10 protein-coding genes and 2 pseudogenes are annotated in these 17,434 nt (G+C 40.1%); 2 read left to right on the plus strand and 10 right to left on the minus strand.

Annotation, left to right across the window (positions count from 1 at the left end; translation table 11 throughout):
* Nucleotides 1-129: 129 nt before the first annotated feature.
* Nucleotides 130-1,700: pseudogene (locus QFX10_RS00410) on the minus strand (IS3 family transposase).
* 97 nt (nt 1,701-1,797) lie between these two features.
* Nucleotides 1,798-3,036, minus strand: a complete 1,239-nt coding sequence (gene glyA, locus QFX10_RS00415) for a serine hydroxymethyltransferase (RefSeq protein ID WP_280606324.1) — start codon at nt 3,034-3,036, stop codon at nt 1,798-1,800.
* Nucleotides 3,037-3,234: 198 nt separating this feature from the next.
* On the opposite strand from glyA, the pseudogene QFX10_RS00420 reads away from it, so the two are divergent.
* Nucleotides 3,235-4,684 (plus strand): annotated as a pseudogene (locus QFX10_RS00420) (IS1182 family transposase).
* Nucleotides 4,685-4,701: 17 nt separating this feature from the next.
* On the opposite strand, the gene QFX10_RS00425 reads toward QFX10_RS00420, so the two are convergent.
* On the minus strand, nt 4,702-6,630 hold the full coding sequence (locus QFX10_RS00425) for a sugar MFS transporter (RefSeq protein WP_280606325.1): 1,929 nt from the start codon (nt 6,628-6,630) through the stop codon (nt 4,702-4,704).
* A gap of 396 nt (nt 6,631-7,026) precedes the next feature.
* Here QFX10_RS00425 and lacZ point away from each other — a divergent pair, with 396 nt between their 5' ends.
* Nucleotides 7,027-10,023 carry a beta-galactosidase, LacZ type gene (lacZ, locus tag QFX10_RS00430; RefSeq protein WP_280606326.1) on the plus strand — a complete coding sequence of 999 codons (2,997 nt, stop codon included), beginning with the start codon at nt 7,027-7,029 and terminating at the stop codon, nt 10,021-10,023.
* Nucleotides 10,024-10,080: 57 nt separating this feature from the next.
* On the opposite strand, the gene QFX10_RS00435 is transcribed toward lacZ, so the two are convergent.
* The 7 genes from QFX10_RS00435 to mutL form a co-directional block, all read right to left on the minus strand.
* Nucleotides 10,081-10,989, minus strand: coding sequence for an L-lactate dehydrogenase (locus tag QFX10_RS00435; RefSeq protein WP_280606327.1), 909 nt, complete (start codon nt 10,987-10,989; stop codon nt 10,081-10,083).
* A gap of 119 nt (nt 10,990-11,108) precedes the next feature.
* Entirely contained in the window at nt 11,109-11,471 is a 363-nt protein-coding gene (gene yajC / locus QFX10_RS00440; RefSeq protein WP_280606328.1) for a preprotein translocase subunit YajC, read from the minus strand.
* 78 nt (nt 11,472-11,549) lie between these two features.
* Nucleotides 11,550-12,695 carry a tRNA guanosine(34) transglycosylase Tgt gene (gene tgt / locus QFX10_RS00445; RefSeq protein ID WP_280606329.1) on the minus strand — a complete coding sequence of 382 codons (1,146 nt, stop codon included), beginning with the start codon at nt 12,693-12,695 and terminating at the stop codon, nt 11,550-11,552.
* Nucleotides 12,696-12,744: 49 nt separating this feature from the next.
* Entirely contained in the window at nt 12,745-13,788 is a 1,044-nt protein-coding gene (queA, locus tag QFX10_RS00450) for a tRNA preQ1(34) S-adenosylmethionine ribosyltransferase-isomerase QueA (protein ID WP_280606330.1), read from the minus strand.
* Between the two features lie 16 nt (nt 13,789-13,804).
* Nucleotides 13,805-14,809: a Holliday junction branch migration DNA helicase RuvB gene (gene ruvB, locus QFX10_RS00455; protein ID WP_280607286.1), complete on the minus strand. Its 1,005-nt coding sequence runs from the start codon at nt 14,807-14,809 to the stop codon at nt 13,805-13,807.
* A gap of 22 nt (nt 14,810-14,831) precedes the next feature.
* Nucleotides 14,832-15,437: a Holliday junction branch migration protein RuvA gene (gene ruvA, locus QFX10_RS00460; protein WP_280606331.1), complete on the minus strand. Its 606-nt coding sequence runs from the start codon at nt 15,435-15,437 to the stop codon at nt 14,832-14,834.
* Between the two features lie 40 nt (nt 15,438-15,477).
* Nucleotides 15,478-17,427 (minus strand): DNA mismatch repair endonuclease MutL, encoded by a 1,950-nt coding sequence (gene mutL, locus QFX10_RS00465; protein ID WP_280606332.1) that lies wholly within the window; start codon nt 17,425-17,427, stop codon nt 15,478-15,480.
* Nucleotides 17,428-17,434: the final 7 nt, after the last annotated feature.

Below are 17,434 nucleotides of genomic sequence, written 5' to 3' on the forward strand. Positions count from 1 at the left end.
GGGCCTATCCATCCCATGACTGAAGTCACGGGATTTCCGGCTGAATCTCATTAAATTGATATATGCACAAAAAGACACCTTCAAAATTGATCTGAGACCCGTCAAGTGAACAACTAAATAATTAAAATTCTAGGCAGCCTGATTCCGGTATTCTTCTGGAGTCAGGCTGTTTAGTTTTATTTGGTAACGTTGGGTATTGTAGAACTTGATATAGTTTTCGATCATTTCTACAAGTTCTCCATATGTTTCACATTTTAGCCAATAATAACATTCTGTCTTGAAATGACTCCAAAAACTTTCCATTGGTGCGTTATCGATACATTTCCCCACTCGAGACATACTTCTTGTAACACCATGCCTTGAGGTCAACCGAAGATATTCCTTTGAAGTATATTGAAATCCACGATCACTGTGAAGAAGTAGATTAGCTTCATTTAAATGCGTGAATGCTTTTTCTAAAGTCTTCATGACAAGCCGATTATCATTTCTTTTACTAATTTCAAAACTTATGATAGATCCATCGTATAGATCTTTGATCGCACTTAAATAAGCTTTTTGTCCTAAGCCATATTCTAAATAAGTGACATCAGTCACCCACTTTTGATTAGGTCTAGTAGCGGAAAAATCACGACCTAAAGTATTTTCTTCGTAGTTTAAATGTTCTGAACGAGTACAACCTCGGCGTTTGCGACGAATTACTGAATATAAACCAAGGACTCTCATTAAGCGACGAATACGTTTGAAGTTATATTGTTTTTGATACTTTCGATTGATAAGAAGAGTCATTCTTCTAGAACCGTAAATTCCATTTAAAGCATGAAATTCTTTTTTTATGATCTCACTTAACCATTCATTTTCCAAAGTACATTGTGATTTTGGAGCAGTTAAATAACGATAATACCCTGAGCGCGATACATTTAAGATCGCACAAAGGATCCAGAGTTCAATTTGTGGAAACTCTTTAAGAACTTCCTGAATAGCTTTAAAACGCAGATTTTTAGGTATAAAGCTTATCTCCTCCTTTCGAGTTCGTCCAATTTTTTTAAAACGATATTTTCTGCTTCTAGATATTTATTACGTTCTTTCAAACGTAGGATCTCAAGCTTGAGACGCTCAGTTTCAGAAAGAGTCTTATAATCACGATCTTTAACTGTTTTACCACGATTATCGTATAATGCCTTTTCGCCATCTACTTCAAACTTTTTGACCCAATTATAGACTTGGGAATAAGAAACATTATATTTATCGATCGCTTTGTGATAATTCTTATTATTAGCAAGTGTATACTGAACTATTTCGAGCCGTTCCTTAAAAGTAGTTTTACGTCCATGTTTCATTCTATTACGACCTCCAATGGTAGCTTTAAAGCCTTTTCCATTAGTATACAAGTTGATCCATTTACGTAAAACCGAAACACTCGAAATATTGTATTTATCACAAATTTTCTTTGGTGAACGTCCATTTTCTAAATATTCTAGAACCGCAGTTGTTTTTAATTCAACTGAATATTCTTTCCAGGTTCTAGACTCTTTTAAGCCATCTAAACCGCCAGCTTTGTATTTTCTGATCCAATTATCAAATGTATTTTTAGAAATGGTATATTTCCGGCAGATAAAGTACTTACTATATTGTCCACTAAGATACTCGGAGACTGCCTGGTATCTTTCTTCAAGTGTATGTTTAGTAGTTCTTCTAGACATAAAAAATCCCCCTAGAGTGATCACAGAATCTTTATTATTTCCGTGTCCACTCTAGGGGAATCATATCAAATTTGAAGGTGTCTTTTCTTATATTCGTTTATTGATAGATCGGATGAGCTGTTGTCAGTTCTTTTACTTTAGCTTTTACTGCTTCTAAAGTAGCTTCATCGCCATTGGAGCGTAAAACAGAGACGATCAACTCTGCCACCGTCTTAGCATCAGCTTCATCAAAGCCACGGCTTGTGATCGCTGGTGTTCCTAAACGAATCCCGCTTGTTTTAAAAGGACTGAGCGTCTCAAATGGAATCGAATTTTTGTTGACTGTTAGAGAAACACTATCTAAAAGCTGTTCGGCTTCTTTACCATTTAATCCAAAACCACGTACATCGAGTAACAGCAAATGATTATCAGTTCCGCCTGAGATCATTTTTAATTCTGGCACTTTTGCAAAAACTTCTGCCATCGCTTGTGCATTTTTGATAACTTGAGCAGCATAAGCTTTGAAAGCTGGTGTCAAAGCTTCTCCTAAAGCAACTGCTTTAGCCGCGATAACATGTTCTAACGGACCACCTTGTAAGCCCGGGAAAACAGCGCTATTGATCTTTTTAGCCAATTGTTCATCATTTGTCAAGATCAGCCCGCCTCGTGGTCCACGTAATGTTTTATGTGTTGTCGTGGTCACGATATCAGCATATTCAACTGGATTTTGATGTTCTCCAGCTGCGACTAGTCCTGCGATGTGCGCCATATCAACTAAAAAGAAAGCTCCTACTTCATCTGCGATCGCTTTGAAACGTTTAAAGTCGATCTGGCGTGGATAAGCACTCGCTCCAGCTACGATCAACTTCGGCCGGACTTCTTTGGCCAAAGCTAAAACCGCCTCGTAGTCGATTTGTTCTGTTTCACGGTCAACGTTATAACCAACAAAGTTATATGTTTGTCCGCTAAAGTTGACTGGCGAACCGTGGGTCAAATGACCTCCGCTAGCTAGATCCATGCCTAAAACAGTATCACCTGGCTCGATCAAAGCTTTATACGCAGCTGCGTTAGCTTGTGACCCCGAATGCGGTTGGACATTGGCATAACTTGCCCCAAAAAGCTCTTTGGCACGATCGATCGCTAATTGCTCAACAACATCGACAAATTCGCACCCACCGTAATATCGTTTCCCAGGATAACCTTCTGCATACTTATTAGTCAAAACACTGCCTTGGGCTTTTAAGACTGCTTCTGAAACGATATTTTCTGAAGCGATCAACTCGATATTGCCTTGTTGTCGGTTTTCTTCGGCTGCGATCGCAGCCCATAACTGAGGGTCGTTTTTTGTATGATCCATGAACTAAGAACCTTCTTTCTTTCTATTTTCCTGTATTGTAGCGAAAATACTGATTTTTTTCAACAAACAATCTAGAACTAGAGCTAAAAAAGTCGTGTTTTTTCTAACACGACTCAGAATGTAGACTAAGTCATCAGAGTATGTGCTCTGGTGACTTTTTTTGTATAATTAAAGAAAACGGTTACGGAGGTGCTCATTATGCTTCACAAAAGTGATCCCAATCTCAAACGCTGTGAATATGCTCGTACTTCTCTAGATGATTTGGTCCCAAAAGATCATTTACTCCGTAAAATTGATCAAATTATTGATTTCTCTTTTATTTATGATCTTGTCGAAGATTCCTATTGTAAAAATAATGGTCGTCCTAGTCTTGACCCTGTACTACTCATAAAGATTCCTTTGATCCAAAATCTATTTGGTATTCGTTCTATGCGTCAAACGATCAAAGAAATTCAAGTTAATGTCGCTTATCGATGGTTTCTAGGACTAGGTTTAAATGATCCTGTTCCTCATTTCTCTACCTACGGTAAAAATTATAAAAGAAGATTTGCTGAAAGCCATGTAATAGAAGCTATTTTTGCTCATATTTTGAAACTCTGTTTAGAAAATGATCTTATCGACACAACTGATATCTTTATTGATGGAACTCATTTGAAAGCTGCTGCTAACAGCCGTAAATATACTACTGAAGTTATTGAAACTAAGTCAAAATTTATGAGTGAAGATCTCGAAAAAGAAATAAATGTAGATAGAGCTAAACATCAAAAGAAACCCTTAAAAGAAGAAAAACCTAAAAAAAAACTAGACAAGTAAAAATATCTAAAACTGATCCTGATAGTGGATGGTTTCATAAGGGTGAACACAAACAGGTTTTTGCCTATAACGTTCAAGCTGCCTGTGATAAAAATGGGTGGCTCTTAGCTTATGTGGTCGGTGCGGGAAATATCCATGATACGCAACTTTTTCCTGAAATATTTGAAAAAGTACGGAAGTACGACCCACAATATATTATCGCTGATTCTGGCTATAAAACACCCACGATCGCACACTTTTTACTATCTCAAGGCATAATTCCCATTCTTCCTTATAAACGCCCAAGGGGCAAAGTTGGTACGCTTAGACCCAAAGATTTTGTTTATGATGAATATTATGATTGTTATTTATGTCCTGGCGATCAAATCTTAATGTACTCCACAACTAATCGAAGTGGTTATCGTGAATATAAAAGTGATCCTACAATCTGTGAAAAATGTCCTTTACTGCACAAATGTACACAAAGTAAAAATCATCAAAGAGTTATCGCTCGTCATGTTTGGCAAGATAGTATGGAAAAATGTGAGGATATCAGGCATCAAACTGGCTCAAAATTAAAGTATGAAGCGCGAAAGGAGACGATCGAAAGAAATTTTGGTTCGGCAAAAGAATATCACAACTTGAGATACGCCCGAGAAGTAGGAATTGATAAAATTCTAGCTAAAGTTGGGTTGATATTTGCGTGCCTAAATCTAAAAAAATTGGTAAAAATACTGGGGAAAAACCCTGTTATATTCGTATATTTCAAAGTATATAGTTATAAAAATACATAAAAAAATAAACTCTATCCGATTTGAATAGAGTTTGTCTACGTTCTGAGTCGTGTTTTTTCTAACACGACTTCCCTAAAAATTATTTTTCAACTTCGATAACAACTGTCTCTGGTTCCACATGGACTCCTGGACTCACTTTAAGTTCGAAATCAGTGATCGCATCAGCTGGAGTAAATGTCATCATCACAGTATCATCGAGACCAGCCTTCTTGATCGCAGGATCCCAGAATTCCATGATCTGTTCACCTTGTTTGACATGTTGCCCTTCATTGACATAAGTCACAAATCCAGTTCCTTTCAAAGCAACTGTCCCGATCCCTACATGGATCAAGACCGGTATCCCATTATCAGAAACAAGTCCGATCGCATGGCGCGTAACAAAGACTGTCTTGATCGTCCCATCAAATGGAGCATAGACTTTACCATCACTTGGTTTGAGCGCGATCCCTTGTCCCATTGTACCTGAAGCAAAGTTTTTATCTGCAACTTGTTTTAGAGCAACGACTTCACCTGCTACTGGCGCATGAGCAACTAAAGTATTTTCTTCAACTAAGACACCACCTTCTGGACTTTCAGGTTCAAATTGTTCGCCCCAAGTCTTTTCGAGTTCAGCAACGATCTGCGCATGCCGTTCTTCTGTTAAGGTGATCTTTTTACCAAAGATAAACATTCCGATCAACATCATCACAGCTGGGATCGCAAACATCATGATCTTAAAGACAAAACGATCGCTTGCTGTGATCGAAGAAGCTGTCGCACCAGTTGTCATTCCAGCTAAGACTGCGATCTGACCAACAACACCATTTGAGATCGCACCCCCAAATTTATCCACTAATGGCCGCACAGAAAGTGCTAATGATTCATCACGGTGTCCTAATTTCCATTGACCATATTCAACCGAGTCAGTAATGATCATCAAAACGATCAAGAAAACGACTGGTTGTGGGATAAAGAAGAGTTCAGCTGCAAATAAAACTAACGCTAAATTGCTACCTGCGATCGAAAAGACTCCTAAGCCGATCAGCATCATCACTAAACAACCCATAAACAATGGTTTACGACTGAATTTTTTCGCTAACATCGGGAAGAAAGCTACTGAGAAGAGCCCTACGACCATATTGATCGCCGAAAGGATCGAAAAACCTTTGGAAAAGCCCATGATATATGTGAAGTAATATAACTCAAGCGCGTTTACTAAATTGATCCCGATCCCATAAAAAAGATAAGCGATCGCGACCCAAAGTAATTGGTCATTTTTAACTAACATTTTCAAAACAGCGCCGATCCCTGCAGTATCTTCTTCATTTTTGCGAAGATCATTTTCAACTTCCCGTGTCCCAAAACCAACAGCCAAAGCGCTCAAGAAAGCTGTTGCACACACAATAAAGGCAAACCAGAACCAACCGCGATCATCCCCTGTGCCCCCATTACTTTGGAGTGAGAAGAACAAAACAAGTGGCATTACGACGACACCCACTAATGAACCACCGATCGTTGAACCGATCCGCGCTAAAGTAGCGATTTTTTCCCGTTCGCGTGAATCAAATGAAAGTGCTGGTAACATCGACCAAAAACCGATATCTTTAAATGAATAAAAAATATCCATCGTGATATATAAAACAGCAAAAATAAATAAATATAACCATGGATTTGTTTTATTCAAACCACCCATATTAGTAAATAAGATCAGTAAAGCGATCGAACTGACAGTTCCACCGATCACGACCCACGGACGAAAATGGCCCCACCGTGTTTTCGTTCGATCGATCGCATTTCCGATAAAAGGATCGATCAAAAGTTCAACGATCCGTAAGATCATGATGATCAAGGTCACATAACTGATCAAACGATTATTAGTAGCTTGATCTCCCGTGTTGAACAAGTGCGAGGTGATAAACATGATCAGATAACTCGATAACGCTGCGTAGAAGACATCGTTACCAAAAGCGCCAAAGGTATACGCAAGTCGCGAGGTCACTTTGCCTACTGGACGTTCTTTTGTTTCCATAAAATCACTCCTAAATCAATAATAACGTTTTCTTTTTTACAAGTTTCATGTTAAACGTTTTCAAGAAAAATTTCAAGTTGATTTTACTAAAAATTAAGTAATTTATTTATTTTTGATGTATTCCGCTCCAAAAGCCCTATTTTATCTACCTTTTAATACTAACTTTGCTTTATTAAGAACTCAACAGCTTTTAACCCCCCAAATTTTAGTGATAAATTTTTTGTTAAAAAGTAATATTTTTAGTAAATATGACTTGCTTCTCTAAATGTAATCGTTTACTATGTGATTGTAAGATCTTCTCCTTTATATTTTCAACTAGTAAATTTACTAATAAATATTTTGGACGATCTCCTCAAAGTATCATCAATAAAAACTTGTTTGAAAGGAATTATTACTATGACAGCAACAAAACCACGCTTAGCTTGGCTGAGTGACCCAACTGTTTTTGAAATCAACCGCGTTCCAGCTCATTCAGATCACCAATTTTTTGCTTCAAAAGATCAAACTAAAAAATTGACTCAAAGTCTCAACGGGACTTGGCGTGTTCATCTTGAACCAGATCTAGCTCTCCAAGATCTTGCCTTTACTAAACCAGATTTTGATCACCAACATTTCAAATATATACAAGTTCCAGGTCACTTGCAGACTCAAGGATTTGATGGTCATAAATATGTCAATACCCAATATCCTTGGGACGGACATGAAGAATTACGTCCGCCTAAAGTCCCGGCTAAAAATAAAGTTGCTTCTTACATCAAAACTTTTACAGTCGCTGACGAACTTTTAGATAAACCGCTCTTTATCTCTTTCCAAGGTGTGGCAACTGCTTTTTACGTTTGGTTGAACGGGCATTTTGTCGGCTACAGTGAAGATTCATTTACACCAAGCGACTTTGAACTAACACCTTATTTGACAGAAGGTGAAAACTATTTAGCTGTCGAAGTTTTCAAATACAGTAGTGCAAGTTGGATCGAAGACCAAGACTTTTGGCGTTTGAATGGGATTTTTCGTGATGTGTTCTTATATGCAACGCCAACGACACATCTCTTTGATCTAAATGTTTCTGCCACTTTAGACGATGACTATCAAACTGGTCTATTGACTGTCACACCGACTTTGACTGGTGAATTGAGCGAGCGGACTTTAAAGGTCTCTTTGCTCGCTCCTGATAAAAAACTCGTTTTTGAAAAGATCGTTCCGCTTAGTTCAGATCTCAAAGTTGCGACTACGATCACAGATGTCTGCGCTTGGAGTGCTGAGCGCCCTGATCTCTATGAACTTGAATTGACTTTAGTGGATCAAAACGATGAAGTCGTAGAATTTTCGACCGTTAAAGTCGGTTTCCGACGCTTTGAACTAAAAGACGGTCTGATGCACTTAAATGGCAAGCGGATCGTCTTTAAAGGGGTCAACCGCCATGAATTTGATCCGATCAGAGGACGTGCGGTCACCAAAGAAGATATGTTATGGGATATCAAATTTATGAAACGGCATAATATCAATGCCGTGCGGACTTCGCATTATCCAAATCAATCGCTCTGGTATCATCTTTGCGACGAATACGGGATCTATTTGATCGATGAAGCTAACTTAGAATCACACGGCTCTTGGCAAAAGCTGGGGGCGTGTGAGCCTTCTTGGAACGTTCCAGGAAATTTACCTGAATGGCAAGCAACTTGTTTAGATCGCGCTAATAGTATGTATGCTCGTGATAAAAACCATCCAAGCGTTTTGATCTGGTCGTTAGGTAACGAATCTTACGCAGGTAAAGATATCGAACTAATGGGTGATTACTTGCGAGAAAAAGATCCTTCTCGCTTAGTTCATTACGAAGGGGTCACTTGGAACCGCGAATTTGATCAGATTACTGATATCGAAAGCCGGATGTATGCTAAACCAGCTGAGATCGAAGAGTACTTGCAAAACGATCCTCAAAAACCGTACATCTCATGTGAATACATGCACGCGATGGGAAATTCTCTTGGAGGCTTTAAACTTTACACTGATCTAGAAAAATACCCACATTATCAAGGTGGTTTCATTTGGGATTACATCGATCAAGCGCTCTACCAAGAAGTCAACGGTCACAAGCGCCTGGCTTATGGTGGCGATTTTTACGACCGACCAAGTGACTACGAATTTTGCGGTAATGGGCTTGTCTTTGCAGATCGAACAGTTTCACCTAAAGCAAAAGAAGTCAAAGAGCTTTATGCAAACGTTAAATTGCTTCCAGATCAGACTGGCGTCACACTAAAAAACGATAATCTGTTCATCGATACGTCAGATTACTTCTTTACGGCTAAAGTTTTACAAGATGGTCACGTTGTCTGGCAAAAAGATTATCGCCTAAATGTTTTACCACAAGAAACAAAACACTTTGAACTTGACTATCCAGAAGTCACAGAAGGCGAAGTCATCCACGAAGTGACACAACGTTTAGCTCATGATACGGCTTATGCTCATGCTGGGTTTAAAGTTGCTTTTGGACAAGCAGTTTATCCTAAACTTCCAAACTTTGTTCCAACTAAAGCGCCTAAAGTCGTTTTAGGCGATGTCAACATTGGTCTTTCAGGTGAAAATTTTGAAGTGCTTTTATCTAAAGATAAAGGCGGGATCGTTTCTTTGAAATATTTTGGTCAAGAATTTATCACCCGTACACCACAACTAACATTTTGGCGTCCAATGACTGATAACGACCGCGGAGCTGGTCATGGCTTTGACCGTGCTATGTGGTTAGCTGCTGGAAAATTTGCCAAAGTTGTCGATCTAAAAGTTGAAACACTGGAAAGTGCTGTGCAAGTTACTTATACGTATGAACTACCACTACCAGAAAAAGTATTAGTCACTGTAACTTATACTGTTGATGGCACTGGTAAAGTCAACCTTAAAGCAACTTATCCTGGTCACGCTAACTTACCTTCGCTTCCGACATTTGGGCTTGAATTCAAGTTACCAAAACGCTTGGAAAACTTGAGTTATTATGGTCGCGGTCCAGCTGAAAACTATCTTGATCGTAAAGAAGGCTCACGCTTAGGTCTTTTTGAGACAACGGCTAAAAAAGAAGTCGCACCGTATCTTCTTCCACAAGAGACAGGTCTGCATAGTGATGTCCGCACTTTAAGTGTTACCGATCAAACTGGCCTCGGACTCAAAGTGAGCGCTGATCAACAGGCCTTTAGCGCTAGCCTTTTACCATACAGTACGATGATGTTAGAAGAAGCTTTACATCAAGATGAATTACCACAAGTTCCATTCACTTATCTTCGCTTACTTGCAGCAGAAATGGGCGTTGGGGGCGATGATTCTTGGGGCGCTCCAGTCCATGAACGTTACTGGTTAAAAGCAAACGAACCTTTGACCTTAGCTGTGACTTTTGAACCTTATCAAAAATGATCTAAAAAAGGACCGCTACTCCTCTTTACTTAAGGAGTAGCGGTCCTTTTAACGTTTTTAACCTAATTGTTCAACGTGTTCTTTGATATAAGCGACTGATTCATTTAGTTTTTCAACTTCTTCTGCAGTCAATTCTAACGGAACGACTTTTTCGGCTCCGTTTGCGCCAATGATCGCTGGATACCCTAAATAAGTTCCAAATTCTTCAACATAAACTGAAGCTGGCGCAAAAAGCTTGGCGTCTGACATTACGGCTTGAGCCAAACGAACCCCACATGTAGCGATCGCATAAGATGTATAGCCTTTGCCACTTGCAACGATCCACGCACCTTCTGATGGTTTTCCATCTAAAGAAGCGATCTCGTCTAAACTGATCACTTCAGCTAAAGGCTTATTGTTGACGCGAACGGTCGACCACGCTGTAAATTGGGAATTTCCGTGTTCGCCTAAAACAAAACCATCGACATTTCGACTATCTTGGTTTAAGTAGTCACCTACTACGTGTTGCATCCGCGCAGTATCGAGAAATGTTCCGGTTCCAAAAACTCGTTCTTTTGGCAAGCCAGTCTCTCGTTGTAAGATCGTCGTGATCGCATCACATGGATTTGAGATATTGATCAAAACGCCTTTAAAACCAACTTCTTTGAGCTTTGTGCCCACTTCGACGGCATTTTTACTATTGATCTTAAATTCAGCAAAACGATTACCCGTCTTGATGCTAGCCTCGATATCACCAAATGCCGTGATCACAACATCTGCATCGCTCAAAGCTGCATAATCTTGGATCTTGATCTTTGTGTGGTATGGCAAACGTGGCATCGCATCTTCAAAATCAAGTTTTTCTGCTAAGACCTTTTTGTCATTTGTATCGATCATAACTAATTCATCAACGATTCCTTGGGAAACAAGAGTATAAGCGACAGTTACGCCAACATTCCCGATCCCGATCACACCTAATTTTCTCAAAGCCTTCGCCCCTTCTTTTTGGCAGAACTGCCAAGTATTTTTACTAATCATACTTCAACATTACTAAAACAGCAAGTAAAAAAACTGATAAGTTAACACTAACCTATCAGTTTTTTAGCTTATTTATCTTCGTCAGTCGTTTCTTTTTCAACGACAGAGCTTGTTTCAGTCGTTGTTTCAACTGTTTTTTCTTCTGCTTCTTCGACTTTAGCAGTAGCTTTTTTAGTTACTCGTGCGATCGCTGAACGTGTGAAATCAAGGTAAACACCATCACAATCGATCGTTACGAGATTTTTTTCTTGGTTGACTTCACTTACAACACCGTGTAAGCCACCGATCGTTACGACTTGATCGCCTGGCTTCAAAGCGTTCATCATTTCTTGATGTTGTTGTTGTTGCTTCTTTTGTGGACGGATCATCATAAAGTACATCAAAGCGATGAAGACCACAAACATTAAAATTGTTGAAATTGAAGAATTCACGAATTATACCTCCTAAGATATTCTACTTATAACTGTATCAGAAAAAAATGCTAAACACTAGCACTTTCAGTTACTCTTTTAAAAGTTTTTGGGATTTTTAACATTCAAACCGTACTCTTCAAAGAAATGCTCTCTAAATTCAAGTAAGTTATCATCTCTGATCGCTTGGCGCACTTGCTTCATCAAATTGATCAAGAAGTAGAGATTATGATAACTCGTCAACCGTAAGCCAAAAGTTTCATCGGCCTTGAATAAATGCCGCACATAAGCCCGCGTAAAGTTCCGACATGTATAGCAATCGCAGTTATCATCGATCGGTGAGAAGTCACGAGCATATTTAGCATTTTTGACGACTAAACGACCGTGTGAAGTCATACATGTCCCGTTGCGTGCGATCCGTGTCGGCAAGACACAGTCAAACATGTCGACCCCGCGCAAAGCGCCATCGATCAAAGCGTCAGGTGACCCGACTCCCATTAGATAACGCGGTTTATTTTCAGGTAGTAAAGGCGTAGTAAAATCTAACACGCGGTTCATCTCAGCTTTCGACTCACCGACTGAAAGTCCCCCGATCGAATAACCTGGGAAATCTAAAGAGACAAGATCACGTGCACTCAGCTTCCGGAGATCTTCATGCCCCCCACCTTGGACGATTCCAAAAAGCGCCTGTGTTTCAGGATTTTGGTGAGCCTTCAGTCCACGTTCAGCCCAACGACTCGTCCGTTCGACTGATTTTTTGATATAGTCATAACTTTCAAAGAAAGGTGGACATTCATCAAAACTCATCATGATATCTGCGCCTAAAGCATTTTCGATCTGGATCGCTTTTTCTGGCGAAAGAAATAACGGGGCTCCGTTCAAATGGCTCTTGAAATGGACCCCTTCTTCAGTGATATTGCGCATATCAGCTAAAGAAAAGACTTGAAACCCACCTGAATCAGTCAAGATCCCTTGATCCCAATTCATAAACTTATGCAAGCCACCTGCTTCTTTGACTAGATCTTCACCCGGGCGTAACCATAAATGATACGTATTAGATAAAATGATCCCTGCGCCCATTGCTTTGAGCTCTTCAGGCGAGATCGATTTGACTGTTGCTTGCGTTCCGACTGGCATAAACATTGGTGTCTCAAATGTCCCGTGGGGCGTAATGATCTCACCTAAACGCGCACCAGTATGCTTTTCTTTTTTTATCAACCGATATTTGATCGCTGGTTCCGTCATTTGCTTTTTGTGACCGATCTTGAAAACGATCGATCACGCTCCTTTCCTTTTAGTAGATAAACATCGCATCGCCAAAACTAAAGAAGCGATACTTTTCTGCAACTGCATGTTCATATGCTCGTAAAATATTTTCACGCCCCGTAAAGGCGGCCACTAACATCACTAACGTTGATTTTGGCAAATGGAAATTCGTAATGAAAGCATCAACGACTTTCCATTCATAACCTGGTTTGATGAAAATATCTGTCCAACCACTGTCAGCTTTGATCTCACCATTGAATTTGGAACCGATCGTTTCAAGCGTTCGGATCGAAGTCGTTCCTGTCGCCACGATCTTGCCCCCATTTTGTTTGACTTCATTTAGCGTTTGCGCAGCTTCTTTGGAGAGACGATAAAACTCACTGTGCATCTTATGATCTTCGATATTATCGACACTAACAGGTCTAAAAGTCCCCAGACCAACATGTAACGTCAAATAAACTAATTTAACACCTTTAGCTTCGATCTTTTCTAGCAATTCTTTAGTAAAATGTAGCCCAGCTGTTGGAGCGGCTGCTGAACCGACTTCTTTTGAATAAACAGTTTGATACATCTCAGGATCGTCTAACTTTTCTTTGATATATGGTGGTAAAGGCATCTCACCTAAACTTTCTAAAACTTCTAAAAAGATCCCCTCATAATGGAATTCTACGATCCGACCACCGTGATCTAATTCTTCTAAAACGGTCGCAGTCAAAGCGCCATCACCAAAACTGATCTTTGTGCCGACTTTAGCACGCTTAGCTGGTTTGACTAAAGTTTCCCACTTGTCGCCTTCAATGTTATTTAATAGTAATACTTCTAAATGTCCACCTGTTTCTGGTTTTACGCCATAGATCCGTGCTGGCAAAACACGAGAATCGTTCATCACTAACGCATCACCTGGCTCAAGATGATCGATCACATCATAAAAATAGTCATCTTGGTAGGCACCTGTTTTCGAATCTAACACGAGCATGCGCGACTGATCGCGTTCTTCTAAAGGCGTTTGTGCGATCAATTCTTCTGGTAAATAGTAGTCAAAATCTTCCGTCGTTAAATGTTTGTCTGTCAAAAAAATCACCCTTCAATCAATTTTGGGTAAATGGGATCCCTAAATATTCATAAGCTTTTGGGGTCACCATTCGTCCCCGTGCAGTTCGTTTGATAAAACCGATCTGCATCAAATATGGCTCGATCATATCGGCCAACGTCTCTGTTTCTTCACCTAAATTAGCCGCTAAAGTATTGAGACCAACTGGTCCGCCACCATAAAGTTCGATCATCGTATGCAAGACTTTGTGATCTGTTTCATCCAGACCTTTTTCATCAACATGAAGCATCGTCAAAGCATAGCGGACTGTTTCAAGATCGATCTCTGGTTTACGTGCAACTTCAGCAAAATCTCGGACACGCTTTAACAAGCGATTAGCGACCCGAGGCGTACCTCGCGAACGACTAGCGATCTCTAAAGCCCCAGTCGTACTGATCTGAGTCTCAAAAACTTGGGCTGAACGGGTCACGATCTGCGCTAATTCTTCTTTAGTGTAGTAATCCATACGCTCAACGATCCCAAAGCGCGCTCGTAAAGGCGCAGATAACATTCCCGCCTTGGTAGTTGCTCCGATCAATGTAAATGGTGGTAACGGAAAGCGCACTGGATGAGCAGTCGCATCTTGCCCAACGATGATATCGATATAATAATCTTCCATCGCCGAATACAAGATCTCTTCAATACTTTTTTGCATTCGGTGGATCTCATCGATAAATAAGACATCACCTGGTTCAAGTTCATTTAACAGTGCCACGAGATCGCCTGGGCGCTCGATCGCAGGTCCCGTTGTCGTTTTGATCGCAACTCCAAGTTCATTAGCAATGATCGTTGCTAAAGTCGTTTTCCCTAAACCTGGTGGTCCATAGAGCAGAACATGATCGAGCGACTCAGAACGCTGTTTAGCAGCTTGAATATAGACATTGATCTTTTGCTTGAGTTTTTCTTGCCCGATATAGCTTTGCAACTCTTTTGGACGTAAACTATATTCCGCTACTTGTTCACTTTGCTCGAGCTCATTTGAAAGCAAGCGCTCATCCTCCATAGCTGTCATCCTTTCTTTTTATTTATTTTTTCATTAATAGACGTAAAGCTTGGCGTAAATAAGCATCGGTCGAATCACCTTGATAATCTTCCAGCTTTTTAGCGATCTTTTTGACCTCTGTTTTAGTATAGCCTAAAGCATTTAAAGCTTCTAATGTTTCTGTCAAATATGGCGTCGGTTCTTTCGTCAACGTGATCCCTTGTTGGCCTAACATTTGTACTTGGGTGAGTTCTGTCAACTTGCCTTTCAGATCTAAAATGATCTGCTTAGCAGTTTTTTTACCGATCCCTGGGAAATTTGTTAAATAGCCATCATCTTCTTGTTCGATCGCATTGATCAATCCACTGTGATCTTCACTTGCTAAAATAGCTAAGGCACTTTTAGGACCGATCCCAGAAACATTTAGCAATTTTAAAAAGAGTTGTTTTTCAGCTTCGTCATAGAAACCATAGAGTGTCATCTCTTGTTCCCGCACTGCTTGATGGACATAGATCTTTTGTTCAGCTACTTGATCGACTTGATACCGAAATGGGTTAGCAACGTAGATCAAATAGCCGATCCCATTACACTCTAAAACAAGATAGCGCGGAGTGATCTTAACGATCTTACCGATTATATATTCATACATCTTTTTTACTCATACTTTCTTATGTTACCACAGATCTTTCTTAAAGGTCTGCTCTTTTTGAAACATGCTGATCTTGGATCCGTTTGAACATATGCTCAAGATCAGTCGGACTAAAGTGAACTAGTGTCGGGCGCCCATGCGGACAATTGAACGGGTTTTCACAGGTCTTCAATTGTTCCAACAAGGCTTTAGCTTGTAGTTCATCTAAGTGATGGTTAGCCTTGATCGAACGTTTACAGCTCATCATGATCGCTGTTTTTTCGCGTACTTGAGCAACAGTCAAATGTTGATCGGCTAAAAACCACTCGATCATCTCTTTTACGATCTCTTCTTCTTGTCCTTTTTTGAACCACTGTGGGTGTTTACGAACGATAAACGTATTTTGCCCAAAATCTTCCAACCAGACCCCTAATTTAGCTAATTTTTCACGGTTTTCTGCGATCTTTAACGCCTCACTTGTCGGGTAAGTCAAAACGAGCGGCACTAATAAAGTTTGTTGGACTTGTTGAACGTTGGCGATCTTTTGCCGGTAATACTCATATTTACACCGTTCTTGTGCAGCATGTTGATCAACGATATATAAGCCATCTTCGGCTTGAGCAAGCAAATAAGTCCCGTGAAGTTGCCCGATATATGTCAGCTCAGGGAATTTAGGTCGTTCTTTTACAGGCTTTTCTGTCAGCTCGACTGATTCAAGCGGCTTTTTTTCTTTATTCAATGTAACTTGATACTTTTCATCCCATTTTTGTAATTGTGGCGAATTCAGTTGTTGCTTATCTTTAATGATCACTGGCTCAACTGTCACCTCTACCTTTGGTGAGACGTTTTTTTTGAGAGCTTCACCTAATAAGACTTGCGTTACTTCAGCTGTACTATGCCTTTTTTGTGGTCTAGTTTGATAGTTACTTTGCGTTTCAGCCAAAGTCAGATCTAACTGGGTCACTTTTTCTTTTGTTTTTGGCCTATTTGACGTCATATTTTGCAAGGCATTGGGGATCAAGTTTTCTTGACTTAACCGCTCCTTTAGTGCCTGCGTCACGAGCTCACAGAGCTGCTCTTCTTTGCTGATCCGAACTTCTTGTTTAGTCGGATGCACGTTGACATCAACTAACAGCGGATCAAGTTTGATATCGATAACTGCGAGCGGATAACGCCCGACCATTAATTTAGAACCATAGCCTTTCAAGACCGCTTTTAACAGCTGGTTATTTTTGATATATCTTCCATTGACTAATAAGCTGATATAATTTCGCGAAGCCCGCGTCAATTTAGGCAATGAGATATAGCCCTTTACTGAAAAATCGCTATCTTGCCCTGAAAATTCTAACATTTGTCGCGCGTTTTGGACCCCATAGATCGCGCTGATCGTCTGTTGTAGTTTACCATTACCAGCAGTCTGTAAAAGGCGGCGCTCGTTATTGTAAAGCGAAAAAGCGATCTGCTCGTGACTTAGAGCTAAACGATCGACGATGTCACTGATCGCTGCTAATTCCGTTTGAAGTGAACTCAAATATTTCAAACGTGCTGGCGTATTATAAAAAAGATCGGTCACAGTGATCTTTGTACCCACTCGCTTAGCTGCAGGGCGTTTAGTTTGCGTCTTGCCCCCACGAACGTGGTAAAATGTTCCTTCAGTTTCAGCAATATTTGCTGTTTCAACTTTAACATCAGCGATCGAAGCAATACTTGGCAGGGCCTCGCCACGAAAACCTAACGTCTTGACTTGAAAAAGATCGTTTCGATCTGTGATCTTACTTGTAGCATGGCGGAAAAAGGCCAATGCAACATCTTCTTGTAAGATGCCTTCGCCGTTATCGATCACAGTGATCTCTTTTACTCCTGCATCTTTGACGTAAATATCGATCTGTGTACTTTTAGCATCGATCGCATTTTCAACTAATTCTTTAACGACCGAAGCTGGTCGCTCAACGACCTCGCCGGCTGCGATCTGATCGGCTAAGATCGTGGATAATTCATGTATCTTTGCCATAAATCCA

It is taken from the genome of Ligilactobacillus faecis, from assembly GCF_029889745.1.
In the GTDB taxonomy this organism is placed as follows: Bacteria; Bacillota; Bacilli; order Lactobacillales; family Lactobacillaceae; genus Ligilactobacillus; species Ligilactobacillus faecis.